Annotated in this window: 10 protein-coding genes; 7 read left to right on the top strand and 3 right to left on the bottom strand. The window is 55.6% G+C overall.

Features of this window, described 5'->3' with window-relative positions; all coding sequences use genetic code 11:
- Positions 1-352 precede the first annotated feature (352 nt).
- The 3 genes from LAP85_22325 to LAP85_22315 are packed head-to-tail and all read right to left on the bottom strand — an operon-like array spanning position 353 to position 3,518.
- Positions 353-1,351, bottom strand: coding sequence for a site-specific integrase (locus tag LAP85_22325; protein ID MBZ5499145.1), 999 nt, complete (start codon positions 1,349-1,351; stop codon positions 353-355).
- Positions 1,348-2,280 carry a tyrosine-type recombinase/integrase gene (locus LAP85_22320; protein ID MBZ5499144.1) on the bottom strand — a complete coding sequence of 311 codons (933 nt, stop codon included), beginning with the start codon at positions 2,278-2,280 and terminating at the stop codon, positions 1,348-1,350. Before LAP85_22320 ends, LAP85_22325 begins: the two co-directional genes overlap by 4 nt.
- Positions 2,277-3,518: a site-specific integrase gene (locus LAP85_22315; protein ID MBZ5499143.1), complete on the bottom strand. Its 1,242-nt coding sequence runs from the start codon at positions 3,516-3,518 to the stop codon at positions 2,277-2,279. Before LAP85_22315 ends, LAP85_22320 begins: the two co-directional genes overlap by 4 nt.
- Positions 3,519-3,648: 130 nt before the next feature.
- Here LAP85_22315 and LAP85_22310 point away from each other — a divergent pair, with 130 nt between their 5' ends.
- From LAP85_22310 to LAP85_22280, 7 genes are all read left to right on the top strand, one after another.
- Positions 3,649-3,945 carry a JAB domain-containing protein gene (locus LAP85_22310; GenBank protein MBZ5499142.1) on the top strand — a complete coding sequence of 99 codons (297 nt, stop codon included), beginning with the start codon at positions 3,649-3,651 and terminating at the stop codon, positions 3,943-3,945.
- A 461-nt stretch (positions 3,946-4,406) separates the two neighbouring features.
- Positions 4,407-5,438 (top strand): tetratricopeptide repeat protein, encoded by a 1,032-nt coding sequence (locus tag LAP85_22305; GenBank protein ID MBZ5499141.1) that lies wholly within the window; start codon positions 4,407-4,409, stop codon positions 5,436-5,438.
- A gap of 361 nt (positions 5,439-5,799) precedes the next feature.
- A complete protein-coding gene (locus tag LAP85_22300; protein MBZ5499140.1) occupies positions 5,800-7,143 on the top strand; it encodes a hypothetical protein in 1,344 nt (447 codons plus the stop codon).
- Between the two features lie 1,233 nt (positions 7,144-8,376).
- Positions 8,377-8,757: a hypothetical protein gene (locus LAP85_22295; GenBank protein MBZ5499139.1), complete on the top strand. Its 381-nt coding sequence runs from the start codon at positions 8,377-8,379 to the stop codon at positions 8,755-8,757.
- 921 nt (positions 8,758-9,678) lie between these two features.
- A complete protein-coding gene (locus tag LAP85_22290) occupies positions 9,679-11,256 on the top strand; it encodes a hypothetical protein (protein MBZ5499138.1) in 1,578 nt (525 codons plus the stop codon).
- Positions 11,257-11,381: 125 nt separating this feature from the next.
- The gene (locus tag LAP85_22285) at positions 11,382-11,978 is read left to right on the top strand and encodes a hypothetical protein (GenBank protein ID MBZ5499137.1); all 597 of its coding nucleotides are present in this window, start codon (positions 11,382-11,384) and stop codon (positions 11,976-11,978) included.
- A complete protein-coding gene (locus LAP85_22280; protein MBZ5499136.1) occupies positions 11,978-13,720 on the top strand; it encodes a DNA polymerase I in 1,743 nt (580 codons plus the stop codon). Before LAP85_22285 ends, LAP85_22280 begins: the two co-directional genes overlap by 1 nt.
- Positions 13,721-13,836: the final 116 nt, after the last annotated feature.

The following is a 13,836-nucleotide window of genomic DNA, read 5'->3' as shown; positions in this document are numbered from 1 at the left end:
AAAGGAGCATGCATCATCATGAATGATCGTCAGAATCCACAGCAACTATCTGCAACATCCTACCGAATCCCCCGACAACGACTATCTCTGATTCGTGATGGCTCTCTCCAGAGTACCTGGAAGCGCTTCAGCGGCTCTCACGAAGTATTTACCTTCGCACAGGAGAAACTTTACGCCGATGCCGATCGCGAGCAATTTCACGTCCTCACACCTATGTCGTGGACGACATAGTAGGTACTATGTCTCCTTCCGGACTATGTCGCGCGATTCGAGAGCCCATTGGCAGTCAGGGCCAGACACAAGCAGTACTCGATGTGAAGGCGCCCGATCGCACGACATAGTCTGGTAAGGACTAGAGGCTGTTAAGAAAGTGAAGGAGCGCATCGTCGGGTCGAAATCGGCTTACCCTGCCATCCGGCGGCGCCGTCTTGGCGAGCGCCTTCTCCTTCATGGCCAGTGTTGCCTCCACGTAGATTTGGGTTGTTTCCACGGATTCGTGACCGAGCCAGAGAGCGATCACAGCCAGATCCACGCCTTCTTGAAGAAGATCCATGGCAACGGTGTGTCGGAATACATGGACGGTTACGCGTTTCTGTATTAGCGACGGGCACACCTTCGCGGCCGCCGCACAATGCTTGGATAACATGTACTGAACACCGTGGACGGTGAGACGTTCGCCCCTGGCATTGGGAAACAGCAACTGCTGGCTGCCTCTTTGCGGTTCTCGCATCCAGGCTTTCAGCACTGACACTGTCGGTTTCGCCAATGGTGTGCATCGTTCCTTGCGGCCTTTTCCGATCACCCGGACATGAGCTCCAGCTTCCAGCAAAAGATCCGGGCGTTTGAGTCCGGTCATTTCCGAGAGCCGTAGACCCGTTTGTGCCGCCATGAGGATAAATGCGTGATCGCGGCGCCCACGCCAAGTTCTCTGGTCGGGAACTGCGAGCAGAGCGTCCACTTCCGGCCTCGATAGAAAGCGGACCAAGGTCCGGGTGAATCGTTTGCTGGGAATGGCAAGCACGCGCTGGATCTGCGCGGAATGATGCGGCGCTTCAAGGGCTGCGTAACGAAAGAACGAGTGAATCGCAGTCAGCCGCAAATTCCGACTCCGCACGCTCAGCCCCTGATTCTTCTCCAGGTGATCGAGGAATGTTGCAATCAAGGGGGCATCGAGTTGTTCGAACATCAGGTTTGATGGCGCCTTATGAAGTCGCTGTTCGGTGAACTTGAGCAATTGACGAAAGGTGTCGCGATAAGAACTGATCGTGTGGGGACTTGCCTGACGCTGTTGCGTCAAACGCTGGGTGAAGAAGTGTTCCAAAAGCGGCGCAAGACTGGAAGGAGTCGTCATGGTTTTTCCTCCCATCGGTGCTCGAGGCGGGCCATCGCCTCATGCATCAGTTCAGGCCAACTCTGTAGATACCAATAGGTCTCGTTCAGGTGCACATGGCCGAGATAGGTGGATAAGACGGGTAAAAGCCGCTCGGCATCCTCTCCCCTGCGGTACCAGTTCAGCAAGATCAGCAGAGCAAATCGGTGACGGAAATCATGAAAGCGCGGGCCCTTGCTATCTGACGGGCCGCGCAATCCAGCCTGCCGGGATAGCGCGATAAATGTTACATGAACCGTCCTGTCATTTAATCGGGTGCCGAGACGGGATAAGAACAGATGAGGCGATGTTGATCTTCCCGCCGCAAAACGGTCGCGCCGCGCGATGTAATCAGCAAGTGCTTCGCAAGTTGAAGCGTGCAAAGGCACGAGCCGAGACTTGCCAAACTTACCGCTGCGAATCGTTAGCACAGCCGCGTCGAGGTCGACGTCTTGAAGTTCAAGGTTGAGGGTTTCCCCAACACGCATGCCTGAAACGCTCAGCAGACCTATCAGGCAATAGTAGGTCCACGGCTGCAATGGCGTCAGGGGACGCATCTTGAGCGCGGCATTGAGCAAGGCCTGGATTTCAGCATCCGAATAGATATACGGCCGGATGCGCGTGGACGGCTGCGGCAACAGCCCATTGGGTGGAATCTGTGTTCGAGGGTCGGTCGCGCTCCGGTGACGCGCGAAGACCCGGACAAAACCCAGCCTCCGCGCCCACTCGGTAGGTAGAGCGGTGGGGGCCTGCGCCCAACTGAGAGCTAATTCGTGGGTAATGTAGGACGCATTGCGTTGCTCCATGAACGTAACAAAGTCCAACAGCCTTGCGCCATCCTCGCGCAGTTTGAATCCCAGGCTGCGGCGCAGGCTCAAATACTGCTGCAGGGCCTCTCGAAGTGTGTTCATTGCACACCTCCTGGCCAGGACAACGCGAGCTTGCGTAATGCATCGATATCCACCTTGGCGTAGATCTTCGTGACTTCAATACTCCGATGGCCCAGCAGTTCGCCGATTTCTTTTAGAGAGCTGCCATGATGGAGCATCTGAGAAGCGAGGCCGTGGCGGAACTGATGAGATCCCCGGGTCGGCGCCTCGACGCCTGCGCGTTTAATGGCATAGTGGACTATGCCGCCAATGGCCGGCGAACCTCGAAAACCGCGAAAAGGAGCCATGCACCGCAAAAACAAACGTCGGCTTGTCGAGGGCGGTCGCCCGTGACGCAGGTATGCGACAATCGCCTCGCCCACGTCTTGCGGCAATGGGTACAGGGCTTCCCGTCCTTTGCCGCGCACCTTGAGTGATCCGGAAATCCAGTCAATGTCTTCAATCTCGAGGGATGCGATTTCGCCCGATCGCAACCCTAGTCTTGCAAGCAGGAGCAGGATCGCATAATTGCGAAGGCCTTTGCCATGTCCTCGCTCGATGCTGGATAGCAACTTGCGGGTCTGATCCTCGGAGATCGCCCTTGGAATGCCGCTCATCGACCAGCTGGCGACCTTCGGGACAGAGGCAGCCAGGTCCGCGGTAATCGCACCACGGTAGTGAGCAAACCGAAAGAACGATCGCAGCGATATTGCGATAGCCTTGGGTCGCACGAAATGGGTAGGCGACGATTCTTGCTGTATAAATCCGGTAACATCATCGGCCCGCAGGTCTGTCAGTACTATCGGATCGTCACCGAAACATTTTCTCAGAAACAAACGGACGTACAACGTGTATTGCGATACCGTGGTCACGGCCAGTCCACGTTGATCTTGCAGATAAGTCTCGAACTCCCGCAGGCACTGCTCGACCGGCGTGGTAGGTTCCGGATTCGGTTGATCTACGGCGATGATTCCTTGGTGTCTCAAAAACTCCATAAACTGCTTCAGAGAGGGGCTGTCGCCACCGTGGATCGGCCTTTGACGCCAGAGATGTCGCAGGTATTCCGCCGGATGTTCCGAGCTGACCTCTGTGACGCTGACATCTTTCCGCTGAAGCCATTGACTAAAGTCCGCCGCCAGGGCAACTCGGCGGCGCACGCTATGCCGCTCATATCCTTGATCAAACGCCCATGCGCAAAACGGCTGGACGTAAGCGGCAAGCGGACCTCTTGGTGGCTGGATTATGAATACTGGTTCGTTGGGGATGTATCTGTATTTCATGGTTGGCTCCTTTCGCCTGGAATTGAACTGGTTTAAGGAGCCAAGACTATATCGAGTCGAGCTACGGAGTCTGCAAGCTCAGTCAGGCTGCAACAAATGTTGAAGACATAGTCTGGAAGGAGACATAGTTATGCTTGACAGCAAAAACAGACTCATCGGCATCAACCTCGTGAGTCAGGGCTCTCTCAGCAGTTCGGTGGTATGCCCACGCGAGGTTTACAAAGCAGCGATACTCGCCAACAGCGCCGCCGTAATCTTCACGCACAACCATCCTTCGGGGTGTCCTGAGCCGAGCCATGAAGATCGCAACTGCACGTCGAGGCTCTGTGAGGCTGGGAAGGTTTTGGGCATCCGAGTTCTGGACCACGTTGTTGTTGGCCAGGAGGCATTCTTCTCATTCGCGGACAGTGGGCTCTTGGGAGGCTGATCATGGATAACCAGGATCTCGATGATCGAACTCTTGCGTCAGGGCAGGGCATAGGCGGCAACGCACGCAATGGTTTATCCGAGCCTGATGCACAACGCCTGCCGGGGACATTGTTGGTCTTTAAACGACCAGGTCCAACTGACGAACATGCCATCCTGCAACTCAACCGCCTCGGGCCGCCGCCTTGTGCTGTCGCCAGGCGGAAGGTGCCGCAGCTCATTAGTAAACATGCGCCACGAAATTGGCGTCCCAGGGTTGGCACTCGGGTAGCAGGCCTCTCAGAGGGCCGAATCATCCAGGGAGTCGTCCTGGGAGTAAAGGCCAAACCGTGGCAAGCTGCCACATTTTGTCGACACAACTTCTACGGGTGCTGGCTTCTGCTCGATTCTGGAAAGAAAATAGTTGCCAATGAACTGCGGCCAATCCTCGAAGTTCGAACCGGTTCATGACAGGAGCAAAGAATGTCAGACGACAACAAAGGTCCAGAGGATAAAAGCGAGATACGGCTTCAAGAAATGTTCCAGGTCTTCGGCAGGAAGCAGGAATCAGACAAACCGCCGCTTGAGTCTCTGTCGCCTTCCAGACGGCTTGTCCCTAACTCGCCCCTGACCAAGGAAGAATCGAACGTGGTGTTTTGGGGCGGACTGCCGGTTTTATGGGATCAAGCCCGTGCCACCGGACGATCCGATCTACCAACAGGGCTGGTCGATCAACTTCGTGCCGCGCTCCAAACAGAAATCCCGGCCGTCACCACAGGAATCGCAGCCCGGCACGGAACCAGACGATCCGAAAGGAGGGATATCCTCATGAACCAACCTGGGAATTTCGATGGGTTTATAACACCGGACGGCGAGCTGGTCTCGATTGAGGACGTGGACCAAATGCTCTCGGATTTATCTCAGCGCACGGAAAACACGGACGAGATCGTGCAAGCGCTTTGGGGCCTCGCCGGGGAGTGCGCCGCTGTGGGCCGGTTCGCCGCTGCCTACGGTTATTACCAGAAGATTCTCGTCTTGGTGGATACCACTGGTGAAAAGGCCGAGTGCCTGTTGGCCATGGGGCAGGCTCGTGAGCAATCAGGTGACCACAAAGCTGCGTTGGACGTGTATTCCAGGGCGGCTGAATTGCCCCAGGAACCGGACCTTGTCTGGTATTTCCTGCATAACAACTATGCATACTGCCTCAATCTGGAAAGCCGGTATCAGGAAGCTGAGGCGCACTGCCGTGCTGCAATCGAGATCGATTCCGAGCGTCATAACGCGCACAAGAACCTCGGTATTGCTCTCCAGGGCCTGGGAAGATACTGCGATGCTGCGAGGAGTTTCATTACTGCGATGGTGGCGTGTCCAGAAGATCATCGCGCCCTTGGGCATCTGGAGGATCTTGTCGCTGCTCACGGGGAAATTCTGGAGCAGGAGCCGGGCCTATTGGACCTGCGGCGGGGATGCCATGAGGTAGCCGGATCTACAAGAGGAAAACCCAGCCTTCAGTAGCCTTGACTGGGCTCAAACGACCGGGGTTACGAGGGCTTGGGATTAATCGCAACAAGTGAACATATTACCACGTATCGGAAGCTGCCTGCCTTCGGAAGGGGGGTGGCATCGGGTTGATTTTGCAGCTCATTTCTATCTGCTGCAGGTAGCAGACGAATTTGAAAATTTCCTATCCGGCAATATCGTTTGGGAGTAAGATCCCGTTTGTGATCGAACTTGGGCTCTGGAGCAGTTGCAGAAGACTGGCGAGGTTGTCATAACGCCCCATACCGAAAGCTGAGCCAGCCCTCACCGATGGACTCCAACTAGACTCCAATCCCCAAAGTCGCAACTCATTTGGACTATCCGTAGGAGTTAATCAATGAGCGAGTCCTCACAGTCAACGGGCACTCAGAGTAACCCATGGGTCGGACTCGATCCATTGCCTCCTGACGTGCACCGATCCTTCTGGAGCATTCTCGCCTGGCCCTTCGGCTGGTTCCACTCCACGTCCGAACGACGACTTGTGTTCTACCGCGGCGCTACGGCTCAGGTGCGTCCAGTGGGCAGATTTCTTCTTCCACTCTCGGAGGCACTAGCACGGCCTCAATCGACACGAAGACGACCCATCTTTCGAATCGGCTGGGTAGCGATGACGCCTTCTGTGCGGGAACTCCCAGTGGCCTCCATCTGGTCCCTGGATGGCATCGAGTTCACGGCCACGTTCTCCTTCGTTCTCACCCCGCTAGATAAGACCGCGGCAATTGCTCGGCTCGCCTGCGGCGGTTCAGAAGAAGAGAAACGCGTAGTAAACATTCTGCAAAAGGCCACTCAGAGCGTTCTCGTTGAAATGGATGCAGACATGGCCTTGGCTTCCCTCTCCGATGTGTTCACCCGCATCCAACACGCAGTCGAAGAGAGCCTCAGCGCAGTCGATCTTCCGTTTAGTGTTTTGGAGCCTCGTGTTGAATCATGTCGCCCGACCGATCCGGAAGTCGCCATGACCTCCCTTGAACGGCAGCGCCTGCGCTCCGAAGCCCTACTGGAAGCCGAGCGTAGCAAGCAGGCTTTTGAACGCGCGGAACGCGAAGCCCTCGCAAGGGCTCGCCAACTTGAAAACGAACGAAAGGAGAAAGAGGCCGAGCTGCAACGAGCCGACATGCAACGCGTTTTCGAGCTTAGGAAAATGATCTCTGAGGCCGAAGCAGCGATCGAGCGTGATCAGCTCAAGGCGACTGCCGCGCCAAAGATCCTGGAACTCACCGCAACTGCCGAGGCTGGACGCGATCGGATCAAAACGGCGGCTGCCGTTGACGCTGAGGGGCTCATTGAGGAGCAGCGGGTCAAGATTGCCAAACTGAAGGCCGAACTCGCTCGCACACCCGAGGGCCTCCGAGTTCTCTATCCTCAGCAGTCCTTTGACCTAGAGAAGGAGAGAGTGCGATATGCAACTACCATAATGACCGAACTTCGCGCCCTCTACGCAAATGGTGCGTTCCTCGGCGGGCAGTACACTGCTATGAAGCAGATCCTAGAGAAGACCATGAACGTTCAACTCCGAGAGTTTAACCTGCCCTCTCCCACGGAACCCCTCCTTGATCCGCTGTCCGACGGGCCTAAGGTTCAAGGGGACGCGCCAAACAAAGACGCTCCCACAACGGCACCGGGTCAGGGTCAACAGACGAATTCCAATAAGGAAGTGCGGAACGAGGAAACGCCGGCATAACACTCAGGGAACATTTGCCAACTGCCCGATAGGCGAGCGTGGAGTTTACACTCGATCCTGGCCTCTTTATTAAGCCGCTTATATTGCCCTGGAGCCTGCAGAGAGACCACCTGATGTCAGCGGAGGTGTTTATGACAAGGTTACTGACTCCTCAGGTGCGCCCACCTATGCATCCACCGTCCCTATCCTATCGCAGGATGCAAGGGATATTGGATAAAGGAATCTCAATTTCATAAGCCTCGATGGTGCCTTCAAAATCAATGACCTGCCTGCAGGTAACTATCTGATCTACGCCTGGCGGCAAGATGACTGGTTCCTGAATTGAGAGAGAATCCCAATCAGATCGATATTCACAAGGACAGAGTGCGAGGTCCAATCCGCTTGCGCTTGGTTGAGGCGACCAGCAAATAGACCAGCCCAATCTGTGTTCTCTACGCTCAGCCTCCGATCCGAGCTGGGCGCTCTTGAGTACCCCGCTTTGATAACGCCTCCGCTGCCAGGGCGAAGATGAAGGGCTTCCCAGTCCTGATTCTGATCCTGACGCTCGTGCGGCTTGTGCAAGCCTTCCAATCCGTATACAGCGCGAGACAATTCCAACAGGTTATACGATGGCCTGGATAGCTGTGGCCCGGCGATAACCGGGGACCAGTCGAAATCCACCCCGGCTTGCGCCTGGAGCAGCGTATCGCCAAAGCGGAGACCGAGGGGGCATCAGAGAAATCCACGGGGGCGTCCGGTGGCAGCGGCCTGTCCCCGGTTATGTATACCTTTGATAGCATTGCCGCCGACAAGGTCGCTGCCGCCATCATTCCCCCTGCGAAAGCATGATGCCCCTGGTTATACGGGCCCTGCCGCGCAATCCCTTGCCGCCGCCCGGTCAAGCTGAGCAGTATCAATCCAGAGAAGCTGCCCTACCTGACGCTGCACGCCGATCAGTCGAACCATCACCTTTGAACGCAGCAACCAAGCCTACTTTGTACAACCCGTTGGACGATAGCATTGCACCTTCCTGGGGTGGGTGTTTCCACGAGCGGCATCCATCATCCTGCACCGCAGGACAGGAATAATCCAGGGGGCCAGAACAGGAAAACGAGAATGATCCGCATCCCCCCGAGCCGGGGGGGGTTGACTCGATCATGATATCCTGGTTTTGCGGGGTGTCAGACAGCATAACGCCGCATGCCCTGGGCGCAACCAAGTGCAAGGAAAGAAGCCGCAGGGCTGGGAGGAAACATGAGCAGGAGGGTTACCATACGGCTTGGCGATGAAGACTATGCGAAGCTCCAGAACCGGTGTCAGGCTATGAACCTCGATACCAGCTTCGTGGTTAAGGAGGCACTGGGCAGGTACTTCTCGGACAGCGGCACCACGTCCCAAGAGGCCAAGCCCGCCAGCACCAGTCAGGTCATGCCTGCCGAGGGATTCGAGCGCCTGGGACCCTACAGGGCCTGGAGCGGGGATCTCAGGGCGGAGCTGAGGAAACGGCTTCTGGAGATGCTTGCCCTCTCGTATGCCACGGCGGAGCAATTTCCTCGGACCAAGGGTGTCCGCGAAGTCTACATCGCTGTCCTTGATGCTTACTATCTGCTCAATGGTGTCGGACATGAACGATAATCGAATCTTTAATGGCAATTCGGCGGTCCAGCCAAGTGTGGACGGGGATGGACGTGGATGCCCTGGTATTCCCCGCCCGCTGGTGGAGGAGTGCATTTCAATTTCCCTGGCCGACCTGCGGCGATTGTATGGCCGCAAAGAGCTGTTTAAGGCCGCAGAGGATGCGCGGCCTGTTAGTTTCCAGATCCAACGAAATGCCTTCTCGGTTTACCTACTGGCGGAACCGCATCGGCTTCCCAGGCAGAACCGGGGTGTGTCCGACAGGGAAGTTACCCGGCTTTGGCTCGTCTGCATGGGGTGCCGCCGCAAGGTACGGAAGCTGTATACCTACCACAAATTCCCAGGATCGAGCGTCCTTCTGATGGCTCAATGCCGTAGCTGCCATGGCCTCACCTACATGAGCCAGAATTGCGGAGGCAACCGGTGGTGGCGCGAGATCGCCAGACCGCTCAAGCGATTAGTTCGGCGGCGAGAACGACTCATTGCCAGAAACCCGAGCGCGAAAATCGCGGCACAGATGAACCTGCTGGATCAATCAATTAACCTCCTTCGCCAACGTGCGCGACCGAAAACCCGTTCAAAACACCGGAATGCCGACGTGGACCCCGGCCACGCCTTGCGCGTTAAGCGGCCCTACCGTGAAATCAGCTTGCTAGAATCGCGGTAAATCATTCTTTTTGGCCCGGCGAACGCATAATTTCATCATTCCGGGGCCTACGACCGACCGCCCCCCCCGATTCACCTCACCCGAATTTTCCTGCATCGTCGTCTGTCGGTCCCCCCCAATAGCATGAAGGCAATGCTGCACCTTCAGAGGCGGTTGTCCGATTAGTAGGGATGGGGTTGGATCAAAGGGGGCCCGAACCGCTCTAAGTACTAGGGACTTGTGGTTCTCAAGACAGGATTCCACGAGAGAAAAAAGTGACTGACGAGGCTACGCGGGGCATGATTGCCTCAAGAAAACTGGAAGACATTCTTCAAACCAATCTCAATGAGTTTGCGGGCGATCAGCATCGATGGATGCTTGCAGCGCTCTCGATCTTTGGAAAAGCGGCGGTTTCTCTTCTCGACTCCCTGGAAAAATCAGACCGCGGCGTCTTTTGGGGCGGTGCATTTGTTACCTACAGACATCTAGTGGATTGGAACCGGCAGTCAGGAAACGGAGAAACGCAATGCACCGGTCTTGAAGTCTCCGAATCGGACATCCTTGACAGAACAACACTTTTGCAGAGATCAGATCAATACATTATCCGTCAGGCAAACCGGACCATACTTGAATTGTTGTCGCAGTCGAATGAGTACTGGATCGGCTTTCCAGCCAAATGTGGAGGCAACAATCTTAATGCCCGCATGAGGTCAGGCTCGAAACGGACGAGTGAATCTCTAGTTCACGATAGCGGCGACCCCGTTCTCCGGTTTGTTGAGGATATCGGCATTCCACCAGTCTTCCTGTTGTATGACTGGGAATTGGGAAGCATAGGGGGCTTGGCTTTTCGTTTCCTCCCGCTGATCTTGGACAGCGTGGCGCTACGTGCCTACTTCCCCGTGGAAGTGGAAGTTGTTCCTTTCTTTGAAAAGCACGATATCATCGGTCAATTGCCACGCATCGCCGATCGATCTCGAAATGAGTGGGGAGAGGTTTTTTACCGGCTGGATTCATGGGCAGGTAAACAGTATGGTGCTGCCTCTCCCATTGACTCTCTTCTATCGGCCTTGAAGTATCAGCCTATAGAATCATTGAGTTCATCGGGAGCGATGCCAGTACTCATCGATCCGACGCAGCTCAAAGAGTTTGCGGACAGCCTTCAGGAACGATTCTTGGCGAGCATGCGGAAGGAGTTGATGATCGTGCTCAGTGGTCATAGAAGCATTTTGCAGGAAGGTGATGTGCAGCCGATACGCATCGGCAGATCGACCAACGACCTGGAAGAGGAAAACACCTTCAAAAACGTTGGCGACTACTGGGAAACCTCCTACCAAGGAAAGCGGACGCTGCTAAGGGACATCGCTGGAGCGCACTACATAGCCTTTCTTCTGGCATTTCCTGACCGCCCGTTTCCCATTTTTGAATTGGATGCCGCTGTACGGCACCACGAAATAGGCAACGCTAGTAATCTGGACGAGGCAAGCTCGCCGAATGACGAGATTCTGGACTTGCGGTCAAAGAGGGAGTACCAAGCTCGTCTGCAGGAACTTGCCCAGGAGCGTGCCAGCGCTGAAAGAGACTACGACAACGCCCGGCTTTCCGCCATAGACGAAGAAACTCTGCAAATCCAAGATGTGCTCGATGCGGCGACCAGACTGGGTGGCAGATCGCGCAGGGCCAATTCACAAACTGAGCGAGCAAGGGTCAACATAACGCGCCAGATCAAGTCTGCAATAAAGAAAATCGAAAAGGATAATCCCGCTCTCGGCTCGTACCTGGCCTCGACCATCAAGACCGGATACGCTTGCCAATACAGCCCTTTGCCAGGCACCTCAATTACCTGGAATCTCTAAATCCCTTCCATTTCTGCATGTTCAGTTAGAAGGAACATTGTTCAAGCCATCTTCACGCCTATCTCAGCAGAAGCACGTTTAGGGCTGAGAAACAGATTTGAATTTGGAAACTGGGAGGAAAGGCAATGGATGAGGTGAATAAAGATCAAAGCGAAAACGTCGTATCACTAGCAGATCCGTTCGATCCGGCAAGGCTGCGATTATCGCAGGACTTCTGCTCAATGGTTGGGGTGAAGAAAGCGCTAATAACGGTCCCCGTTCGCAAGCCCGACCGCCAATGGTTTGTGCGTGTTCACCCGGACACGGCGTGGCGGTTAGAAACCGCAGTAATCGAAGTAAAAGAAGATCGAGAAACCTACCTCGTTGATCCGTCACTCTGGCAATTGGTACAGGGCGAGATTGTCCCGAAGGTACTCTTTACGGCAGTAAATCGCCAAGGCGTTGTTTTTCTATGGCCGGTTCGACTGGCTGGGGCAGATGGCCGCCATGATGAATGGAGCCGCTCTTCAATGGAGGCGGCACAGGAGGCCATGAAGGAGTGGACCAGGGTCGCGGCAAATATGTCGCTCGGCGCCTATGAAGTGTTTTTATCAACCGCCGATTTGCCCGAACCGGTGTGGCCGGAAACTACCTTCAAGGGCCTGCTGGAGATCGCCTTTAAGGACCGCTTCATTCGCACACCTGAGCATCCTGTCATCCGAAGGCTGCAGGGGAAAATCTGATGTTTATTGGAACTATGGACTACCGGGAAGTCTGGATCGTGGATTTCGAGTTCGCGGCGCCCGCCGGAGAGCGGCCGGCCCCAATCTGCATGGTGGCCTGGGATATCGTTTCCGGCAGGAAGATACGGCTGTGGCAAGACGACCTTGAAAAGCTTGAGGCGCCGCCTTACCCGATCACTGGAGACTGTCTGATGGTTGCTTACTATGCCAGTGCAGAGATTGGATGCCACTTGGCGTTAGGTTGGGCTGCACCCATAAACATTTTGGACCTCTATGTTGAGTTTCGGTGCACGACCAACGGCCGCGAGACACCCCGCGGCCGCGGTCTGCTAGGTGCACTCGCCTGGTTCGGGCTTGACAGCATCGCTGCCGTAGAAAAGGAGAGCATGCGTCAGCTTGCACTTCGCGGCGGTCCCTGGACCCAAGCGGAACGTGACGCACTCCTGGACTATTGCGAGTCGGACGTCTCTGCCCTGTCGCAGCTCTTTACCCGTATGCTGCCTCTACTTGATGTCCCGCGCGCCCTCCTCCGCGGGCGCTATATGGTTGCGGCGGCGAAAATGGAGGATGTTGGCGTTCCCATTGACATGTCGGCGCTGGCGACTTTGCGGGATAACTGGACGGCAATACAGGCCGGTCTTATCGATCGGATCGACCGGGATTATCAAGTCTTTGAGGGCCAAACATTTAAGAGTGATCGGTGGGCAAGTTGGCTTTCCAGACAGAAGATTCCATGGCCACTTCTTACATCCGGAGCACTTGCGCTTGATGATGATACTTTCCGTGAAATGGCGCGCGTGTATCCGGCGGTCGCGCCAATGCGAGAGCTACGTGTCTCGTTGTCACAGATGCGGCTGTCTGATTTGACGGTTGGCAAGGATGGCCGGAATCGATGTCTATTGTCTGCCTTCAGCTCTCGCACAGGACGAAACCAGCCCAGCAATAGCAAATTCATCTTCGGACCTGCTGTGTGGCTAAGAGGATTGATCCGGCCGGAGCCGGGCCACGGGCTGGCGTACATAGACTGGGCACAGCAAGAATTCGGAATTGCTGCCGCGCTATCCGGCGACGATGCGATGATCGAAGCCTATTGTTCTGGTGACCCTTACCTGGCATTTGGGAAACAGGCCGGCGCTATTCCGACGGATGGGACAAAGCAGACTCACGGATCGTTGCGGGAGCAATTCAAGGCCTGCGTGCTTGCAGTCCAGTATGGGATGGGGGCTGAGTCACTAGCCGCACGGATCGCGCAGCCCCCCGTCGTTGCACGCGACCTCCTTCAGCTCCACCATAAAACGTACCGCAGATTCTGGCGATGGTCCGATGCCGCGGTCGACTACGCGATGCTCCAAAGTCGCATCTCAACCGCTTTTGGGTGGACGCTCCATATTGGGTCGGAGAGCAATTCACGTTCCCTGCGGAATTTTCCCATGCAGGCCAATGGGGCGGAAATGCTGCGCCTGGCCTGCAGCTATGCAATTGGGTGTGGAATTCAAATCTGTGCCCCCGTTCATGACGCCATCTTGATTGAGGCACCACTGGATACCCTGCAATCTGCCGTGGAAGTCGCTCAGAAATCAATGGCAGGAGCGAGTGCAGCCGTCCTGGGCGGATTTGAACTCCGATCAGAGGCAAAGCTGATTCACTTTCCCGATCGATATGAGGATGAGCGCGGTAAGCGGATGTGGGCAACCGTTTGGGAGGTTGTGGACGAACATAGTAAGGTGTACCCCATTGTCTAGACAGAAAATCGATCTTCTTAAGGTGCTTTCGCTACCGGGTGTTTTTGTCTTGACATCAGAAAAAGAAAGACCAGTAGGGCCTGTGGGAAATGTGGGAAAGTCTCGCTGCTTTTTGC

Source organism: Terriglobia bacterium, from assembly GCA_020072565.1.
Lineage (GTDB): Bacteria > Acidobacteriota > UBA6911 > UBA6911 > UBA6911 > JAFNAG01.
Note: the sequence above shows the minus strand (reverse complement) of the source record. Positions and strands in the feature narration are given on the sequence as shown.

Coding starts and splice junctions, on each gene's coding strand:
- LAP85_22295 (MBZ5499139.1), top strand. CDS start 8,377: ATGAGCAGGAGGGTTACCATACGGCTTGGCGATGAAGACTATGCGAAG.
- LAP85_22320 (MBZ5499144.1), bottom strand. CDS start 2,280: ATGAACACACTTCGAGAGGCCCTGCAGCAGTATTTGAGCCTGCGCCGC.
- LAP85_22315 (MBZ5499143.1), bottom strand. CDS start 3,518: ATGAAATACAGATACATCCCCAACGAACCAGTATTCATAATCCAGCCA.
- LAP85_22305 (MBZ5499141.1), top strand. CDS start 4,407: ATGTCAGACGACAACAAAGGTCCAGAGGATAAAAGCGAGATACGGCTT.
- LAP85_22280 (MBZ5499136.1), top strand. CDS start 11,978: ATGTTTATTGGAACTATGGACTACCGGGAAGTCTGGATCGTGGATTTC.
- LAP85_22310 (MBZ5499142.1), top strand. CDS start 3,649: ATGCTTGACAGCAAAAACAGACTCATCGGCATCAACCTCGTGAGTCAG.
- LAP85_22300 (MBZ5499140.1), top strand. CDS start 5,800: ATGAGCGAGTCCTCACAGTCAACGGGCACTCAGAGTAACCCATGGGTC.
- LAP85_22325 (MBZ5499145.1), bottom strand. CDS start 1,351: ATGACGACTCCTTCCAGTCTTGCGCCGCTTTTGGAACACTTCTTCACC.
- LAP85_22285 (MBZ5499137.1), top strand. CDS start 11,382: ATGGATGAGGTGAATAAAGATCAAAGCGAAAACGTCGTATCACTAGCA.